The sequence below is a fragment of the Compostibacillus humi genome (genome assembly GCF_014637175.1).
GTDB lineage: Bacteria > Bacillota > Bacilli > Bacillales > Amphibacillaceae > Oceanobacillus > Oceanobacillus humi.
On record NZ_BMEV01000006.1, the window covers coordinates 34,752 to 51,951 of the forward strand.

Annotated in this window: 15 protein-coding genes; 4 read left to right on the top strand and 11 right to left on the bottom strand. The window is 45.2% G+C overall.

All coding sequences use genetic code 11. The annotated features are described in order from the left end of the window. Nucleotides 1-2: 2 nt before the first annotated feature. The 5 genes from IEV18_RS02570 to IEV18_RS02590 form a co-directional block, all read right to left on the bottom strand. Nucleotides 3-953 carry an ABC transporter permease subunit gene (locus IEV18_RS02570; RefSeq protein WP_188390811.1) on the bottom strand — a complete coding sequence of 317 codons (951 nt, stop codon included), beginning with the start codon at nt 951-953 and terminating at the stop codon, nt 3-5. Next, nucleotides 946-1,443, bottom strand: a complete 498-nt coding sequence (locus tag IEV18_RS02575; protein ID WP_188390812.1) for a nitrous oxide reductase accessory protein NosL — start codon at nt 1,441-1,443, stop codon at nt 946-948. The genes IEV18_RS02570 and IEV18_RS02575 overlap by 8 nt, the downstream gene beginning before the upstream one ends. Then, a complete protein-coding gene (locus IEV18_RS02580; protein WP_188390813.1) occupies nt 1,433-2,791 on the bottom strand; it encodes a right-handed parallel beta-helix repeat-containing protein in 1,359 nt (452 codons plus the stop codon). Before IEV18_RS02580 ends, IEV18_RS02575 begins: the two co-directional genes overlap by 11 nt. A gap of 102 nt (nt 2,792-2,893) precedes the next feature. Beyond that, complete coding sequence (locus IEV18_RS02585; RefSeq protein ID WP_188390814.1) at nt 2,894-3,961, bottom strand: multicopper oxidase domain-containing protein; 1,068 nt, start codon at nt 3,959-3,961, stop codon at nt 2,894-2,896. A gap of 388 nt (nt 3,962-4,349) precedes the next feature. After that, nucleotides 4,350-5,042 carry a class II glutamine amidotransferase domain-containing protein gene (locus tag IEV18_RS02590; RefSeq protein WP_188390815.1) on the bottom strand — a complete coding sequence of 231 codons (693 nt, stop codon included), beginning with the start codon at nt 5,040-5,042 and terminating at the stop codon, nt 4,350-4,352. Nucleotides 5,043-5,304: 262 nt separating this feature from the next. Here IEV18_RS02590 and IEV18_RS02595 point away from each other — a divergent pair, with 262 nt between their 5' ends. The 3 genes from IEV18_RS02595 (at nt 5,305) to IEV18_RS02605 (ending at nt 8,095) form a co-directional block, all read left to right on the top strand. Next, entirely contained in the window at nt 5,305-6,321 is a 1,017-nt protein-coding gene (locus tag IEV18_RS02595; protein WP_188390816.1) for an LLM class flavin-dependent oxidoreductase, read from the top strand. A gap of 185 nt (nt 6,322-6,506) precedes the next feature. After that, nucleotides 6,507-7,418 (top strand): DMT family transporter, encoded by a 912-nt coding sequence (locus IEV18_RS02600; protein WP_229733524.1) that lies wholly within the window; start codon nt 6,507-6,509, stop codon nt 7,416-7,418. Between the two features lie 44 nt (nt 7,419-7,462). Beyond that, entirely contained in the window at nt 7,463-8,095 is a 633-nt protein-coding gene (locus tag IEV18_RS02605; protein WP_188390817.1) for an NUDIX hydrolase, read from the top strand. Nucleotides 8,096-8,117: 22 nt separating this feature from the next. On the opposite strand, the gene IEV18_RS02610 is transcribed toward IEV18_RS02605, so the two are convergent. The 4 genes from IEV18_RS02610 to IEV18_RS02625 all read right to left on the bottom strand — a co-directional run bounded on the left by IEV18_RS02610 (nt 8,118) and on the right by IEV18_RS02625 (nt 13,083). After that, entirely contained in the window at nt 8,118-10,043 is a 1,926-nt protein-coding gene (locus tag IEV18_RS02610; RefSeq protein WP_188390818.1) for an ATP-dependent DNA helicase, read from the bottom strand. A gap of 186 nt (nt 10,044-10,229) precedes the next feature. Continuing rightward, complete coding sequence (gene scpC, locus IEV18_RS02615; protein WP_188390819.1) at nt 10,230-11,756, bottom strand: succinyl-CoA:acetate CoA-transferase ScpC; 1,527 nt, start codon at nt 11,754-11,756, stop codon at nt 10,230-10,232. Nucleotides 11,757-11,942: 186 nt separating this feature from the next. Beyond that, nucleotides 11,943-12,572 (bottom strand): LytTR family DNA-binding domain-containing protein, encoded by a 630-nt coding sequence (locus tag IEV18_RS02620; RefSeq protein WP_188390820.1) that lies wholly within the window; start codon nt 12,570-12,572, stop codon nt 11,943-11,945. Nucleotides 12,573-12,594: 22 nt separating this feature from the next. Next, a complete protein-coding gene (locus IEV18_RS02625) occupies nt 12,595-13,083 on the bottom strand; it encodes a PaaI family thioesterase (RefSeq protein ID WP_188390821.1) in 489 nt (162 codons plus the stop codon). 155 nt (nt 13,084-13,238) lie between these two features. On the opposite strand from IEV18_RS02625, the gene IEV18_RS02630 reads away from it, so the two are divergent. After that, nucleotides 13,239-14,297, top strand: coding sequence for an NAD(P)/FAD-dependent oxidoreductase (locus tag IEV18_RS02630; RefSeq protein ID WP_188390822.1), 1,059 nt, complete (start codon nt 13,239-13,241; stop codon nt 14,295-14,297). Between the two features lie 60 nt (nt 14,298-14,357). Here the strand turns inward: IEV18_RS02630 and argH are convergent, their stop codons facing one another. Both argH and IEV18_RS02640 read right to left on the bottom strand, forming a co-directional pair. After that, the gene (gene argH, locus IEV18_RS02635; RefSeq protein WP_188390823.1) at nt 14,358-15,776 is read right to left on the bottom strand and encodes an argininosuccinate lyase; all 1,419 of its coding nucleotides are present in this window, start codon (nt 15,774-15,776) and stop codon (nt 14,358-14,360) included. Continuing rightward, nucleotides 15,773-17,026, bottom strand: a complete 1,254-nt coding sequence (locus IEV18_RS02640; RefSeq protein WP_188390824.1) for an argininosuccinate synthase — start codon at nt 17,024-17,026, stop codon at nt 15,773-15,775. The genes argH and IEV18_RS02640 overlap by 4 nt, the downstream gene beginning before the upstream one ends. Between the last annotated feature and the right edge of the window lie 174 nt (nt 17,027-17,200).

Consider the following 17,200-nt stretch of genomic DNA (forward strand, 5'->3'; position numbering starts at 1 on the left):
TTTCACCCTCTTTTTTTCATGACAACGGTGGATACGGATAATGCCATCACTATCATCGCGATGATGGATACGATCAAATAATTCGTTAACATGCCGCTTTGGCCCCATTCGTGAATCAGGAGGTATTCCGGACCAAAAATATATTCAGCATTTAATTTTTCGATGGACCATACCCGGAGGGATTCAATCGGGTTCATCAATATGAATAGCAGCATGCCCGTTAATTTTTGACCGTAAGAAACAAAATCGACGACGGAAAACACGATAAATTCGTAGACGAAGACGAGAAAACTCCAGGCGATTAAAGCAAAGGACAGCCCTTGCATCCTTGTTGTGCTGATGGAGCCGATAAATAGGGACAAGGCGGAAAATACGATGACGAGAAAGACGTTTAGCCATAAAAAGGTTTGAAAATACGTACCTTGGGCTCCTTGGCCGGTAAGGGAAACAATAATTCCAAAAACACCGTAAGAGACGCCTAGACTGGCGAGCAAGGAAACACATAATGCGATAAATTTGCTGAGCACGTAGTACGTAAAGGGCATATGATACGTCCGGTAAAGGGATAAGCCGCCTCCCTCTTTATCGGTAATAATCGAGTTTGAGCCAAGAATTAAGCAAATGACAGGGATAAGCCAAAGGGATAAATTCATCAGCATGGCAATCGCCCGGGAATAACCGGCACTCTCCGCCGTCTCTTTATTTTCTTCCACTTCGATTACGTCTAAGCCAAAGTAGGAAGGGTCTACTGTGCCGGTATCGATTTCCGTTCCCATCGATTCCAATCCATAAACTACTTCTTTCGGGTCGTTTTCCACCGATTGCAGCCCGTAGAAATAAAACAGTGCTGCCATCGCCAAGAAGAGAAGGGTAAAATTGAGCAGCCATTTACTGCGGAGCAGCAGTTTTATTTCATGGACGACCATCCCGCCAAGGATTTTCAGTTTATTCATGGGATTCGTCTCCCGCACTATGTTCTCCATGCCCATCCGCTTTTAATGCTTTCACGTCCAGCTGGGTAATTTCTGTTCCGTTATAAAGTTCTCCTCCCCTTTCTTCCTGAAAGGCTTGGGCTTTCTCCTCCGACGAAAAGGCAATAATGCCGTAGCTCATTGGTGTTTCAATCGATGATTCCTGTACGAATACCGCATCTTCCATCTTCAGCCATTCTCCTGTTTCCCAATCTGGGACGTAAGCGACACCGACGTCGTCTTTATGTTCCTGATAATAGAGAAGCATACAGCCAATATCATCAAATTTTTTCGGTGTTCCGTCTTCCATAATCACTTGGCTTGCTGATGCCAAATCTTCAATTCCCATATGGCACATATCACAGCTGTCGGTACCTGCATCAATATCGACCGGTTCCATTGATACATCAGAAGAACACCCGGTAATAAGTCCAATGACAATCATAAGCAAAATCCCTAATTTAGTCCTCATCTTTTTTCCTCCTCGCTAAGCCCATAGCAAATATTCCAAAGAGAACGAAACTTGCATATCCGTAAATGCCGCTCCAATTGACGGCAAAAGCTGATTCATCCTTTTTTCCGGTCTTTAAAAAGTCCACTTCAATGTTCGACGGGTTTACTAACGGATGTTCATCAACGATAAACTGTTCAGAAGGAATCGGAACATATTTTTCGATTGTATTCCAAAGCTGAATAGCCGGACTTCCAGTGAAAATTTGCAAATGGGGCTCCTTCTTCGTCATGTGATAAAATACGTCCCCGCTTTTGTATGCAAAGTCATTCACTTTGTCCTGGTCCAAATCAATGGCGCGCAAGTTATCCCAATAATTTCCGAAATCATCCCACGTAAAGGAGTTTTCATTTTCCTTGTCAGATATGACTTGCTGATTATTGCCGATAAATTGATTTAAACTAATTAAATTATTGATAGATGCTTCTGCCATTTCTAAACCTGTATCATTTTTCCTGATGATGTTGGAGACGATATTGTTATTTTGAGCGTTTTCCAAATAAATTCCTTTATTATTCCTTTCCATGACATTTTGTGAAATGGTCGAGTAAAAGGTATCAAAGATGAACATTCCCGCTCCGTTTACGGTCCGGTTGTCATGCAAGTAATTGTCCTTTATTCGCACGTAGTAGCTTTGCATGATCATCAGCCCGTTCCGGCTTTCGGAAATATCGTTTTGGCTGATGACGATATCTTCCGAGTCCATCGTATGAACTCCGTATCGCGCTTTGCGAATATAATTGTTCGTAATGGCACAAAGGTCGGAAAAGGAAATATAGACCCCGTCATTCGTGTCGTACATAATGTTTTCGGAGACGATGGCAGAAGGCGCTTCGATTAAATAAACGCCAAATCCTTTATGAACATTTCCCCGAAAGCTGGACATCATATTGTTTGTAATTTCATTGCCATAACCGTCTTTTACCATCACGCCATGGAACACATCGTATATCCGGTTTCCGGTTACTTTATTCCGGTTGGAACGGATATAAATCCCCGCATTTTGCGTCCCGCCGCCTTCAATTTCCAAATTTTCGATGACGACATCATCGGCGTTGACCGTAATGACATTTCCTTCCGGCGGGCCTATCACTTTTGCCCCCGTCTCGCCAATCAGGGCAATCGTTTTATCGATAGAAAAATTCCCTTCGTAGACCCCAGCTTCCAATACGACGGTATCTCCTTTTTCCGCTTCGTCCAGCACTTTCTGAAGGTTCATCCCTTCCTGAACGGTGATCTCTTTTGCTGCAGCTTCCCCGGCGAAAAAAAAGGTGATGATCATCAGCAAAAAGATTTTTCTGTATTTCATGTACTCACCTCTAAGTTCGTACTCCCCGATATGCGGATGATGCTTTTGAACCGGAGTTCTTAAACTGCCAGCCCAAAAGCATCGTTCCAAGCATGTCCCTTATTAGTGGCTCATCGTAGCCTTGCCGTCATCTTCTCCTGTTTCCGTAACTTTAAGGATTCCCGATGCGCCCATTTGCGCGTGTTCAAATTGGTGAGTAACGAATGGATAGCTTCCCACTTCCGTTACAACAAATTCTACTACTGCACCGCCGCTGGCAGGAAGCTGTACTGTCTGCATTCCCTTCATATGGTTATACGGGTTTCCGTCGATGTACACATCTTCAAATACGGTACCAACGACGTGGAAGGAGCTTACTTCGTTCGGTCCAACGTTATTGACATAGATGCGGACTCTTTCACCGACTTTAGCTAACAATGGTTCGTCTTTTAAGGTAAACGTATCGCCATTCGTATTACGGTCGCCATCTTTTAAAGCTTTTGTCGAGAATACGACGTAGTTCGGCTCGCCATAGGTGAAATCTTCTAAATCATTGTAGTCATACCATTCGTTTTGAATCAGAACATATTCTCTGTCTACGAGATCATCGGTCGGATAGCCATCTTTCGGTTTGACGATAATCGTGCCGTGCATTCCGTTCGCAATGTGGGATAATGTCGGGTTTGTACCACAGTGATACATGAACACTCCCGGATTATTTGCCGGATAAGTAAATGTACCTGTTTCATCCGGTTCTACGTTTGCAAAGCCTTTCGATGGAGCTGTGTGTACCGCGTGGAAGTCCATACTGTGCGGAATGGCCGGGTCCATGTTTTTCAATGTGAAATTAATGACGTCTCCTTCTTCAACGACTACGAGCGGTCCAGGCACTTCGCCGTTAAATGTCCACGCTTTATAAAACTCCCCTGGCGCGATTTCAATGTCCGTAATTTGTGCCGTCATTTCTACGTTTACTTCGTTTTCTCCGACTCGTTCAATTTTGATCGGTGTCGGTTCTTGATTTAAGCCTTGATGCGGTTTAATCACCTCTGGTTCCTTCTTTTCTTCGGCAGCAACAACATTATCTTCTGCCTCTTTTTGTTCTGCCTCAGGATCAGCCGTTCCACATCCAGCCAACAATACGGAAATACTCAACGCTCCAACAACCGCCATTTTCAACACTTTGTTCATCCTGCCTTCACTCCTTAATCATTTTTTAAGAAAATTATGAGTGCTGCGTTTCTGTTTCATATAAAGAGATATTTTTCTGCAATTTGGTAAAGATAAGATAGTTTTTTATTTTTTTAGTATTATCTTATCTTCACTTACAGTTTACTTTGTGAAGAAGTAAGCAAGTGTGATTTCTATCACTTAAATCATGTTAATTTCTGAACAAAGTGTGACAAGGAATATTAATAGCAAAAATACGGTTTTTACTCTATTTATAGTGGAAATGTTATATATAGAAAGCGCTTTCACTAACCTTTATATTGTGAAGTATTTCACTTGTAATTGTGTAATAATTAGTGATATAAATCACAAAGGCCAATTATTGCACAAAAAATCGCCTTTGGGGATTTTATCCCAAAAGCGACATGATACTTTTCCTTTCCTCGCGAAGGCGGACCCCGATTTCCTTTATAGTGATTGACTGCCGGGAAATCACACAGACGTGGGATGGGGGAAGCTGATAAATATACATGTAAGGGGTCAGAAAATGGGTTTCATCCATACCAGCGCTGGCAATCACTTGATAATGCTTATTTGCTCTTTTTTCAATGTAAGGCAATGTAAACAATGGTTCAATCCGGGAACTGCAGGCAAAACGCCGGGAATCATGATAAAAGTAGAGACTGTTTTTTTCTGCTTTGTTCCGGACGGCAAAAATTTTCTGTTCTTTCTCATCATAAATGACGAAGGAAAAACTGCCTTCTGCTAAGCGTGCAGCGTCAACACCAAATTTCTCATACAGACGAAGAAGTATTTCCCCATCTTGAACGGAATCAGTTATGCGCAGTTTGCGCAAAAGCATTTTTCTGTTGGCGAGACGGATTTTTCCGGTTATGACAAGACCGTTTTCCCGATCTTCAATCGGCATAACCTCCTCATCATTTGCCGTCCATTGTTTCTGGTAGCCTAAAAAGGCATTGTGCCGCTGCCACAACATGCCTTGTTCCAGCGGTGACTGCTGCAATGCTTTCATTAGCCGGTATCCGTAATCGCCAGGTATTCTCTCTTCGTGAAAATGAACGATTCCCGCAAAATCTTCCACTATATTATTCTCCCCTTTATCCTCATCATTTCCTGCACAATGAAAATCTTGTACTTCCTAATAGCTATTCTTTTTTATGAGATGTTATGATTGTTTCTATTTTAAAGAACATATCGTTCTATATATAGTACTATAATTCATTATAACGAACAAACTTGGAAAAAGAAACTAGAAATCAAAAATTGGACGATGCAGGGAAAAAACTTTATGATTACTTATAAAGGTAAACGTGAATATTTCTATTGTTAAAGGAGAGAATAGGTTGACTTCCTATCAAGTTCGCAAGTTCCAGCAAATTCCGATTTCAATTTTAGACTTGGCGCCGGTAAAAGAAGGCAGTGATGCAGGGGAATCCTTTAAGGAAAGTGTTCAGCTCGCCCAGCAGGCGGAAAAATGGGGATTCCATCGTTATTGGTTTGCCGAGCATCATAATATGCCCGGGGTTGCCAGTTCCGCCACGTCCATACTTATCGGTCATATTGCTGCCCATACGAAAGCGATTCGGGTCGGGGCAGGAGGGGTTATGCTGCCTAACCATGCCCCTTACATTGTTGCCGAACAATTCGGCACCTTGGAAACACTTTTTCCGAACCGCATTGATTTAGGGTTAGGGCGGGCTCCAGGGACAGATCAGGCGACCGCCTTTGCCTTAAGACGAACATTACATGTCGGTCCGGAAGATTTCCCAATGCTGGTGAACGAACTTCAAGACTATTTCTCGAAGGAGCCAGTATCAAGGGTGCGAGCGATTCCCGGCCAAGGATTGGAAGTTCCGATTTGGCTATTAGGTTCCAGCGACTATAGTGCAAGACTTGCCGCTCAAAAAGGATTGCCTTTTTCCTTTGCCAGCCATTTTGCGCCGGCGTATTTGCTTCCGGCATTGCAGCTGTACCGGGAAGGATTCCAGCCGTCTGCCGCACTGGATAAGCCGTATGCGATGGTTGCCGTGAATGTCATCGCTGCCGATACAGATGAAAAGGCAGAAAAAATTGCCACCTCCCTGTACCAGCAATTTTTAAATTTAATCCGGGGCGTCGAAAGCAAATTGCTGCCGCCGACAGATTCGATGGACAACATTTGGACACCGATGGAAAGGGAACAGGTGAAAAAATCCCTTAATCCGTTAACAACGATTGTCGGCAGCAAAGAAACGGTACGGCAAGGTTTAGAAAAAATTATCGAAATGACCGGGGCTGACGAATTAATTGTCGGTTCACAAATTTACCATTTGGAAGACCGGCTGCGTTCCCTGGAAATCCTTGCCGAATTAATGGAATAACGATAATCACCCCGTTTTTCATAGAATTACATCCATGATACGTCACTTAAAAAGTCACTCTATTAAACAGGGTGGCTTTTTCCATAGGGCTATTTCGGCAAAAAGAGCAGCCTTTGATGCAAGATGACGTCTTTACGAATGCACTAATCATCGAACAAAGAAACGAATAATTGGAGATGTTGCCATTGGCTAATAAACATACATATCTCATCCTTACCATTTTAATGATGATTTGGGGCTTTAACGTTTCTGCCATTAAAATCCTTGTAGAGCAGTTTACGCCCATTGCCGTCACTTCCATAAGGGTGCTGATTGCCGGAATTACGGCATTTGTATACCTCAGTCTGATCGGTGTCGTCCGCCTGCCGAAAAAAAAGGAATGGGGCTATATTTTGGGCGGTACGATTTTTAATGTCGTCTGTCACCATTTTTTCATTGCGGAAGGATTAATAAGGACTTCTGCTGCGAATGCGGGACTGATTTTAGGATTAGGCCCTTTAATCACAGTCGTTTTATCTATGATTCTATTAAAACAGCGGCCATCCTTTTTTCGGCTATTCGGGTTTATCATCGGACTGATTGGTGTCAGCATTACCGTGCTGGCCGGCACTTCCGGCGTTGGAGGAAACTGGCGCGGTGATTTGTTCGTACTGTCCGCGATTCTGTCACAGGCTTTCAGTTTTATTTTAATTAAGAAGGCAGCCCAATCGATGGATACTCGGCTGCTCACCGGATATATGACCACCTTCGGCGCATTCATTTTGGCTGCCCTAAGTTTATGGAAGGAACCGGGAGGATTTGGCTCGCTGGCAAACATAAATCTTCCCCTGTTGGGAATATTGCTGTTTTCCGCTATCATCGCTACCGGATTCGGCCATATAATATATAATTATTCTATCGGAAAAATTGGACCGAGCGAGACGTCGATTTTTCTAAATTTAAACACGTTCTTTTCCCTCGTCGGTGCCGTTCTGTTTTTACAGGAAACCTTTCTCCCTGCCCACCTGTTTGGGCTTTTGTTCATCGTCTCCGGAGTACTGCTAGGTTCCGGCGGGCTGGAAGCCTGGCTTATCCAGCGGAAAAGGAAAAGAGTGTAATTTGAAGAACTTTCTCGGAATCAAACTATTTGGAGGTGGAGGAAATGGATATTGCCAAACTATTGCGCACATTTCAAGCGCGGAAACGGAAAATAATGGGGACAGAAAACTACCGGAAGTCGGCCGTATTAATCCCATTATTGGAGAAAGATGGAGAAATTCATATTTTGTTTCAAGTGCGGTCATTACATCTCCATAGCCAGCCGGGGGATATTTGTTTTCCGGGCGGAAGAATCGAAAAAACAGACGGCGGACCGGAAGATTGCGCCATTCGGGAAACCTCGGAAGAACTGGGAATTCCTCCATCATCCATTGCCGATGTGATTCCTTTTGACTATATCGTATCGGACAGCGGGCGGATGATTTTCCCATACATCGGCAGAATCGTTCATCCGGAAAAAATTAAACCGAATGAAGCCGAGGTTGCCGAGACTTTCACCGTCCCTTTACAGTACCTCCTGAATACCGAACCGAAAATGTATAAAGTTCATTTGCAAGTTCTTCCGGAAAAAGACTTTCCTTACCATTGGATTCACGGCGGAAAGGATTACCAGTGGGGAAAACGAAGCATTGATGAACTTTTTTATCCGTACGAAGATAAAGTGATTTGGGGGTTAACAGCAAAAATTCTCACTTACTTTTTGCAGGAAATCAAGGAGAATCAGGATAATAAATAAGGTGAAGGAGAAATCCTTCACCTTATTTCCATTTAATGGCTTTAGGAAGAACATTTGCAATTTTTTCCCCATATCGTTCCCGTTCTTTTTCCGCAAACAGGAGATGCACTTCGCCTTTATCCCCCTTCGTGCGAATAAGGCGGCCGACTCCTTGGCGCAGCCGGAGCAGCATATAGGGAACGTCAATTTCCAGTTCCGGATTGTTTGCGTTTTTCCGTTTCGCTTTAAACACAGGATCATCCGGCGGGAACGGCAAGGAAACAATAATCACTTGGGTTAGCGCCTCTCCCGGAACGTCCAGTCCTTCCCATAAATGACAGGCGCACAGAACAGCGGAAGAATCCTGCTGGAAGGTGCGAATCAGACCGCTAATTTCCCGGTCCCCTTCATAAAGCACCGGAAATGGCCAGTCCTTCTCTAACGCCCATTGGCGAAATGCTTCCATTTCTTCCATCGAGGAAAACAGCACTAGCGAACTGCCGCCGTTATTGAGCAGCGCTTCTTCCGTCTTTTCCCACTTCTCCAGCTTGCTGCCGGTCGTATGGCCGAACAGTTCCATTTGGGTATCGTAATCAAAGGGGGAGTCGACGGAAAATGCATCAAACTTTTCAATTCCAAGGCTTGCTGCCAAATAGGAGAAATCTTTGTTTTCCGATAAGGTGGCAGATGAAAAAATAAAAGGAATATCGAGGGAAAACACTTTTTCTCTAAGCACGTCTTCCACTAATTGGGGCATCATGACAAAGCTCGTGTTTTCGCCGTCCTCTTCCAGCCAGTAAATCCCTTCCTCTTCCTTCAGGAAAATAGACAAGCCATAGGAAAAGAACTCCAAATACTCTTCCGTCACTTTCAGCTGATATTCGTCCATCGTGTACATTTCGCCGTCAAACACCAGTTCTTCCAGCAGCTGCTGGACATACTTTTCCAATGTTCGGGCTGCGTCCATTAACTCCTTTGTCCTGGTAATTTCTTTCCGGTGGGAACCTTCGACTTTTTCCGCATGCTTTTCCAGCATGGCAAAAAAGCGCTCATTGGCGAACAAAATTTCATCTGCCAATATTAGCGACTGTTCCCGGACGTCCTGGCTGGAAAAACCCGAAAGGACGCTGTTTAACATTTCGAGATTGTAACGGTACGTTAGCCCTTTTTGCGCAGCAAATTCCAATAAATGGCCTTCATCAAAAATGACAGCACTTGCTTCCGGCAAAAGCGGAAGCTGGCCTTCCCGCTTCCTTGATTCCTTCGTCCAAATATGCTCCATGAAAAAATCGTGGGAGCAGATAATCAGGTCTTTCGCATACCGGTAATATTCCCGCTGGAGAGTCTGGGCGCTGCGATGGCGGAATTCACAGGTGGAACATTGCTGCAATGGGTCCCAGGCAATTGTATCCCATTTCTTGTTGTTTACCCACGGGTAGTCCTTCCGGTCGCCATACCGGTGAAATGCTTGCATGGAACTGCCGGATTCAAAGACGAAGGACGGAAGCTCGTCATACACTTTAATGATGTCTGGATCATCCGTCTCCTCAATAATTTTATCGAGTTTCCGTACACAGACATACTGCTCCCTCGCTTTTGCCAGCCTGACGTCGACGGTAATTCCGAGGGCGCGCTCAATTTTTTCCAAATCTCCGTCTTTTTTCACCAATTGCTCAATCAACGTTTCATCTGCACAGGAAATAATCGCCGGTTTTCCTTTATACCGGGCATAGCAAATGGCGTATAACAAATAGACGATCGTTTTTCCAGTGCCGACTCCGGCCTCCGCAAACATAACCGACCGCTGTTTAAATGCCTTTTCCAGCTGAAAGGCCATATAGATTTGTTCATCCCGAAGTTCGAAGCCTTTTTCCGGCAATATGTCGTAAAACACGTCTCCGATATATTCACTTAATCGCTGAAAAAAGTTTTCTTCTCTGGATATCGTAAATGGCAATTTGTCTGTCATTGTAAACTCCCTTATTTCGTTATCATTCCCTCTTACATTACTATTTATCCCGCAATTTTTGCTTGCGGTCAACTTTAACTGCTGAAACCGGGCATGACGATAAATGATGAAAATGCCATTGCGATCCGAAATCAGAAAGCCGATTTTCCTCCCCCCAAAGGAAAATCGGCTATAAAAATACCCCTTTTAATTGCAAGTTTCCGGCACCGTGGTTAGCTGGCTCATCGTGCCGTGCTGTTTGTAGTGAATATGCCAGGAAAAGGCTTTTTCGAGCACATGGGGCGTCTGCCCGCCACGCTCCAGTGCTTCCTTATAATATGCCCAAAGCTGTTCCCGATACATCGGATGGGCACAATTTTCGATAATGAGCGGTGCCCGTTCCCGCGGTGCAAGACCGCGCAAATCCGCATACCCCTGTTCCGTCACGACGACGTCCACATCGTGCTCCGTATGGTCGACGTGGGATACGAATGGAACGACACTGGAGATGTCTCCATTCTTCGCAACGGATTTTGTAACGAATATGGCTAAACGGGAGTTTCGGGCAAAATCCCCAGAGCCGCCAATCCCGTTCATCATATTCGTTCCGCTCACATGGGTAGAGTTGACATTACCATAAATATCAAATTCCAGCGCCGTATTCATGGCAATGAGCCCGAGGCGGCGGATGATTTCCGGATGATTGGAAATTTCCTGCGGACGCAAAATCAATTTATCGCGATATTTCTCGAAATTCCCGAATACTTCATTCATCTTCTCTTCAGACAATGTCAATGAACATGCCGAAGCGAAATTTACCTTCCCTGCGTCAATCAGGTCAAAAACCGCATCCTGCAGCACTTCGGAATAGACGACTAAATTTTCAAATTCCGAATCGAGCATTCCGTGCAATACCGCATTAGCAACCGAACCAATTCCCGATTGAAGCGGCATTAAGTTTTCCGTCAATCTGCCCGCTTTTATTTCGGACCGGAAAAAGTCCAGCAGATGATTTGCAATCATTTGCGTTTCTTCATCCGGCGGAACGATGGCCGACGGAGAATCGTGCTGATGGGTAAAGACGATTCCTTTTACTTTGCCTATATCGAGTGGAATTCCTTTCGTCCCAATCCGCTGATATGGTTCCGTCAGCGGAATGACATCCCGTTCCCCCTGATGCTTCGGACTGTACAGATCATGTACCCCTTCCAGCTCCACCGGCTGTGCCGTATTTATTTCGATAATAATATTTTTGGCGAATTCGGCAAAAGCAAGGGAATTTCCAACCGACGTGGTCGGTATCAGCATGCCGTCTTCCGTAATAGAAATCGCTTCCAAAATCGCGTAATCGATCGTATCAATCGCTCCTGCCCTGAGCAATTCCGAAGTGTGGGAAAGATGCTGATCGACAAAAAGATGTTCCCCCGCATTGATCTTCTTCCGCATCGCCGGCTCGGCCTGAAACGGAACCCGCTTATGAACGATTCCTGCTTCCGCAAACATTTTGTCAATGTTGGACCCGAGTGATGCGCCTGTATAGACATTTACCTTCAACTTCTCGCCCTTTTCTGCCCTTTTGACGAGAGCGGTTGGTACAGCCTTTGCATCCCCCGCCCGGGTAAACCCGCTTAAGCCGAGGGTCATCCCGTCTTTAATCCAAGATGCAGCTGCTTCTGCAGTGACGACACGGTCACGCAGCGCTGGAGCTTGAATACGTTCTAATTTATCTCCCATCCTGCTCCCCCCTTTTAGAGTTTCATCTTTCTCCATTATAACTTAATAGAGATAATTATCGGAAAATTCCGTTTAAAAAACAAAATATTGGAATAAATCTCTAAAAGGAAGGAATAAAGCAGCATTTTTTTGACTGAGTCCTTTTTATTTTCCGGTTAATGCCATTTCCGCCCTGCCCTTTATCTACTAAAAACCTAACAGTTTGCGGAAATAGCTGGAGTAGGACTGGCTCACCGGAATTCTCGCCCCGTTATCCATCTGTAAATGGAAAGTAGAGTGGGTATCGGGATATATTTCTTTAATATAATGGACATTGACAATAAACGAGCGGTGGCAGCGGATAAAACGGTCTTTCGGCAATATGTACTCAAATTCCTGCAGCGTGTTGGCATGACTTCCCATATAATCGGCGGTATATACATGGGTTTTCCGGTCCCGGGCCTCAATATACCTTACGTCATGATAGGGAATCGGTTTCCAGCCGTCCCCCGTTTTTACCGTTACAACGCTTTTTCCTTCGGTATATGAAGGATAAATGGCGAGAACACAGCCTTTCAGCCGATTCCCTTCATAGAAAGGAACCGCCATCCCGTGATAAGGCACCCCAAAAACATTGCGGTCAATAAACTCGGATATTTTTTGCTCGGACTGGATTGCCTTATAAGCAATCGTACCTTTCTTAATCGGGTCTCCCGGCCGGATTTTCAAATCAATCCGCTTGCTCGGGCGATAATATATATATTTGTTCGTATCGGCCACGGCGATGGAAATTTCATCGGAAAAAAGTTCGCCAATTACATCCAACAATTTTTTCACTGCTGCCTGTCACTCCCTGAATTTAGTCCTTCTTCCTTTTCATGAACGTATCCGGCATCACAACCGCTTCCACCGTTCCTTTGGCACAAACTTCCTTTCCGCAAAATACGTCCGTCTTGACTCTCCACCGCTTCGGATGGATTTCTTCCACGGTGCCGATCGCCTTTAGGGCTTCCCCGCTCCGGGTCGGCTTGACAAAATCGACGGATAAGGAAGCGGTTACAAAACGCGGCGGCTCTTTTCCGTCCCCAGGCTCGTATCCGTTTTTCCGATGCAAGGCTAACGCGGCAGAACCGGTACCGTGACAATCGATCAAAGAAGCAATGATGCCGCCATACACATACCCCGGAATGGCCATGTGCTCCTCTCGCGGCGTAAACACGGTGATTGTTTTATTCCCGAGCCAGCCGGTGCGAAAGTGCAGCCCTTTGTCGTTGTTTCTTCCGCAGCCGTAACACCAGGCATAATCATCGCCATATTCGTCCTGAATGGCATGTTTGATTTGTTCCATACTCGTCCCCCCTTTTCCAACGATAGTATAGCATGAACCGGACAATCTAGAAAATAGAATTTTTTGAACTCGCCGTGACAGTATTGGGAAACTTTGCTAATCTATTAGTTGGGTAGCAGTATCTGGGTTACAACAAGGGAGGGGGGAGAAGTTTCATGAGAAAACTAGTCCTTTTAGGCGGGGGATACGGCAACATTAAAGTGTTAACCGGACTGTTGCAGCACCAATTACCCGATGATCTGGAAATCATTCTTGTAGACCGGAATCCGTTCCGCTCGCTAAAAACAGAGTTTTACACGATCGCAGCAGGGACAGCGGCAGAGACGGACGTCCGGGTCGAATTTCCTAAAGACGACCGGGTCAAATACGTATTTAAAGAGATTACGAAAATTGATCCAGAGAATGACCTTGTCCACGTGGAAGACGGAGACCCGATTGCCTTTGACTATTTAGTCATCGGACTTGGCTGTGAAGACAATTACCACGGTATTCCTGGGGCAGAGGAATATACCGAAAGCGTTCAAACCTTTTCAAAGGCGCGAAAAACGGGAAAAGCAGTTTGCGATTTGAAAGCCTATGGCAAAGTATCCATTGTCGGTGCCGGATTAAGCGGCATTGAAGTAGCTTCCGAGATTCGGGAAAGCCGGCCTGACTTGAACATCCGGCTGCTTGACCGGGGTCCTACCGTACTAAAGGCTTTTGATCCGAAAATCCAAGCCCATGTGGAAAAATGGTTTGTCGAAAACGACGTCGATGTCATCCACCATTCCAATGTGGAATACGTGGAGAAGGATGGCGTTTGCAATAACGGCGTATGCTACTTAAACGATGTCACCATTTGGACGGCAGGCGTCCAGCCGAATTACCTCGTTCGGGAACTGCCCTTTGCAAAGGATCAGCACGAGAAAATTATTACGAATGATTTCTATCAAGTGCCAAATAAAGAAAATATTTATGTGCTGGGGGACTGTGTTGCTTCTGTCCATTCTCCGAGCGGGCAATTGGCAGGTCAGCAAGGAGAACAAATCGCAGACATTTTATTGCGAGTGCTGCACGGCAAAAAGCCAGTTAAACCGAAAGAAATTAGATTAAGGGGAACCCTTGGGTCCTTGGGGAAATCCGACGGGTTCGGCAATATGCTGCAGTTTCCGGTTACCGGCTTTTTGCCGCGTATCGTAAAATCCGGAGTGCTCTGGCTCAGCAAACGGCATTAAAAATAGGGCTAGCAGAGATTATTCTGCTATGCCCTTTTTTATGGAAAGGAGCCGTTTTGTTTAAAATTTTTCCAATAACGCCGCTTTCTCTTGCAGCCAATTTTCGTTTCCTTCTAAAAGCTTTTCGGTTTTTTCCAGCTGTTCTTCCACCCGATTTTTTGCCGTTCCACCCGCCACGTTCCGGGCATTGACGACTGCTTCCGGCGTCAGTTTTTCATAAATATCCGCTTCGATTAACGTGGAAAAAGACTGAAACTCTTCCAACGATAGATCGAGCAAATATTTATTGTTGTTAATACAATAGAGTACGAGCTGGCCGACAACAGCGTGGGATTCACGAAAAGCCATGCCCTTTTCCACTAAATAGTCGGCAAGATCCGTCGCGTTGGAAAAATCATTCCGGACCGCATTATACATCTTTTCCTTTTTCACCTTCATTGTTTCAATCATCGGTGCAAAGAGCATCAATGCCCCCCGTAACGTCTCGACGGTGTCGAACATGCCTTCCTTGTCCTCCTGCATATCTTTGTTATAGGCAAGGGGAAGACCTTTCAGCGTTGTCAGCATTCCGATTAAATGGCCGTATACCCGCCCGGTCTTGCCGCGGACAAGTTCAGCCACGTCCGGATTTTTCTTTTGCGGCATCATGCTGCTTCCTGTAGTGTACGCATCGTCCAATTCAATAAAATCAAACTCGGCACTTGACCATTGGACCAACTCTTCACAAAGCCGGGACAAATGCATGGAAATGAGGGAAGCATTGGCGAGAAACTCGACGACAAAATCCCGGTCGCTTACCGCATCCAAACTGTTTTCCATTATCCCGTCAAAACCTAATGTTTCCGCCGAAAATTCCCGGTCAATCGGGAAGGTTGTCCCTGCCAGCGCCCCGGCGCCGAGGGGAGACCGATTGACCCGCTTGTAGCTGTCCGCCAGTCTTTCCGCATCCCGCTGAAACATAAACACATAGGCAAGCAAGTGATGGGCAAAAAGAACCGGCTGGGCCCGCTGGAGGTGGGTATATCCCGGCATGACCGTATTTAAATTTTCCTTTGCCTGCTGAACTAATGCCTTTTGCACCTGTACGAGCAAGCCGAAAAGTTCGATAATAGCATCCCGCAAGTACAGACGCATATCAAGGGCGACCTGGTCGTTGCGGCTCCGGCCGGTATGGAGTTTTCCTCCTGCCGGGCCGATTTCTTCTATTAACAGTTTTTCCACATTCATGTGTATATCTTCGTTTTCCACGGACAGTTCCGCCTCACCTTTGGCGATTTTTTCCGCCACCGTGCGTAAACCTGCAGCAATTTGATCCGCATCTTCCGCCGGGATAATTCCGCACTTTTTCAGCATGGCCACATGGGCTAAGCTGCCCTGAATATCGTATGCTGCTAATTTATGGTCGAAATGAATCGAAGCCGTATATTCATCTACAAGTTTGTCTGTCGGTTTTGTAAACCGTCCGCCCCATAATTTCACGGTTTCACCGCTTCCTTTACATCCATTTTTACTTTTTCAAATGAACTATTCTTTTTATTCGCTTTGTTCACCGAAGCATGCACTTGTGTCGGAAGTCCCCAAAGTTTGATAAAGCCGAGAGCCGCTTCGTGATCAAAGGCATCGTCTTTGTTATACGTTGCCAGGTCAAAATCATATAAAGAATTGGCCGATTCTCTGCCGACAACTTGGGCATGCCCTTTATACAGTTTTACTTTTACTGTACCATTAACGTACTCTTGTGTTTTTTCCACAAAGGCCTGCAAAGCTTCCGTCAGCGGCGAATACCATAAGCCGTAATACACCGCCTGGGCCATTTTCTGCTCAACTGCCGGCTTAAATTCTGCCACTTCTCTTGGCAATGTAAGAGCTTCAAGCTCTTGATGAGCTCCAATTAACGTCATCGCTGCCGGAGCTTCATAAATTTCCCTGGATTTAATCCCGACGAGGCGGTTTTCCACATGGTCGATCCGTCCCACCCCGTGTTTGCCGGCAATTTTATTTAATTCTAAAATTAATTCATGTAAAGGCAATGCTTTTCCGTCAATGGAAACGGGTTTTCCTTTATGAAAGGCAATCTCTACGTACTGCGGCTCATCCGGCGCATCCACCGGGTCTGCTGTCAGTTCATACGCTTCCTTTGGCGCTTCAATCCACGGATCTTCTAAAATACCGCATTCATTGCTCCGTCCCCATAAATTTTGGTCGATGCTGAAAGGATTATCTAAATCAATCGGAATCGGAATTCCATGTTCCTTCGCATAGGCGATTTCCTCTTCCCTCGACATGGCCCACTCTCTTACCGGTGCCACTACTTTCAAGTCCGGATTTAATGCAGTAAAGGATACATCAAATCGGACCTGGTCATTCCCCTTGCCGGTACAGCCGTGGGCGACCGCCACCGCTCCCTCTTCTTCCGCAATATCCGTCAAAATTTTTGTGATGAGCGGACGGGATAAAGCAGAAATGAGCGGATACTTCCCTTCATATAATAAATTGGCCTGTAGCGCAGGCAGCACGTATTCCTCGGCAAACAGTTCCTTCGCATCAACAACATATGATTTCAATGCACCGACATCAATCGCCTTCTTTTTCACAAATTCCAAATCTTTGCCTTCTCCGACATCCAGCGCAACAGCAATGACATCATAATTATATTTCTCTTGCAGCCACTTAATAGCGACCGAAGTATCCAATCCTCCTGAATAGGCCAACACAATTTTTTCTTTCATCGTACAGGTCCCCTCTCCAATGTGTTATTAATGAATTATTATGCATTATTTTGTATAATAATTCAATAGTTTTTTTTATAAATATTTCCGCGGAAAATGGAATGTTGCAAACTACAGGCGGTCACTACCTAGTTAAAAGGCGGATTCGGCTATTAAAAAAGGGCTCTCGTATAT

What these genes read in the sequence shown, in the direction of transcription:
- IEV18_RS02640 (WP_188390824.1), bottom strand. Translation starts at nt 17,026, where the DNA reads ATGAAAGAAAAAATTGTGTTGGCCTATTCAGGAGGATTGGATACTTCG.
- IEV18_RS02585 (WP_188390814.1), bottom strand. Translation starts at nt 3,961, where the DNA reads ATGAACAAAGTGTTGAAAATGGCGGTTGTTGGAGCGTTGAGTATTTCC.
- IEV18_RS02610 (WP_188390818.1), bottom strand. Translation starts at nt 10,043, where the DNA reads ATGACAGACAAATTGCCATTTACGATATCCAGAGAAGAAAACTTTTTT.
- IEV18_RS02575 (WP_188390812.1), bottom strand. Translation starts at nt 1,443, where the DNA reads ATGAGGACTAAATTAGGGATTTTGCTTATGATTGTCATTGGACTTATT.
- IEV18_RS02570 (WP_188390811.1), bottom strand. Translation starts at nt 953, where the DNA reads ATGAATAAACTGAAAATCCTTGGCGGGATGGTCGTCCATGAAATAAAA.
- IEV18_RS02625 (WP_188390821.1), bottom strand. Translation starts at nt 13,083, where the DNA reads ATGGAACAAATCAAACATGCCATTCAGGACGAATATGGCGATGATTAT.
- IEV18_RS02630 (WP_188390822.1), top strand. Translation starts at nt 13,239, where the DNA reads ATGAGAAAACTAGTCCTTTTAGGCGGGGGATACGGCAACATTAAAGTG.
- scpC (WP_188390819.1), bottom strand. Translation starts at nt 11,756, where the DNA reads ATGGGAGATAAATTAGAACGTATTCAAGCTCCAGCGCTGCGTGACCGT.
- IEV18_RS02580 (WP_188390813.1), bottom strand. Translation starts at nt 2,791, where the DNA reads ATGAAATACAGAAAAATCTTTTTGCTGATGATCATCACCTTTTTTTTC.
- IEV18_RS02605 (WP_188390817.1), top strand. Translation starts at nt 7,463, where the DNA reads ATGGATATTGCCAAACTATTGCGCACATTTCAAGCGCGGAAACGGAAA.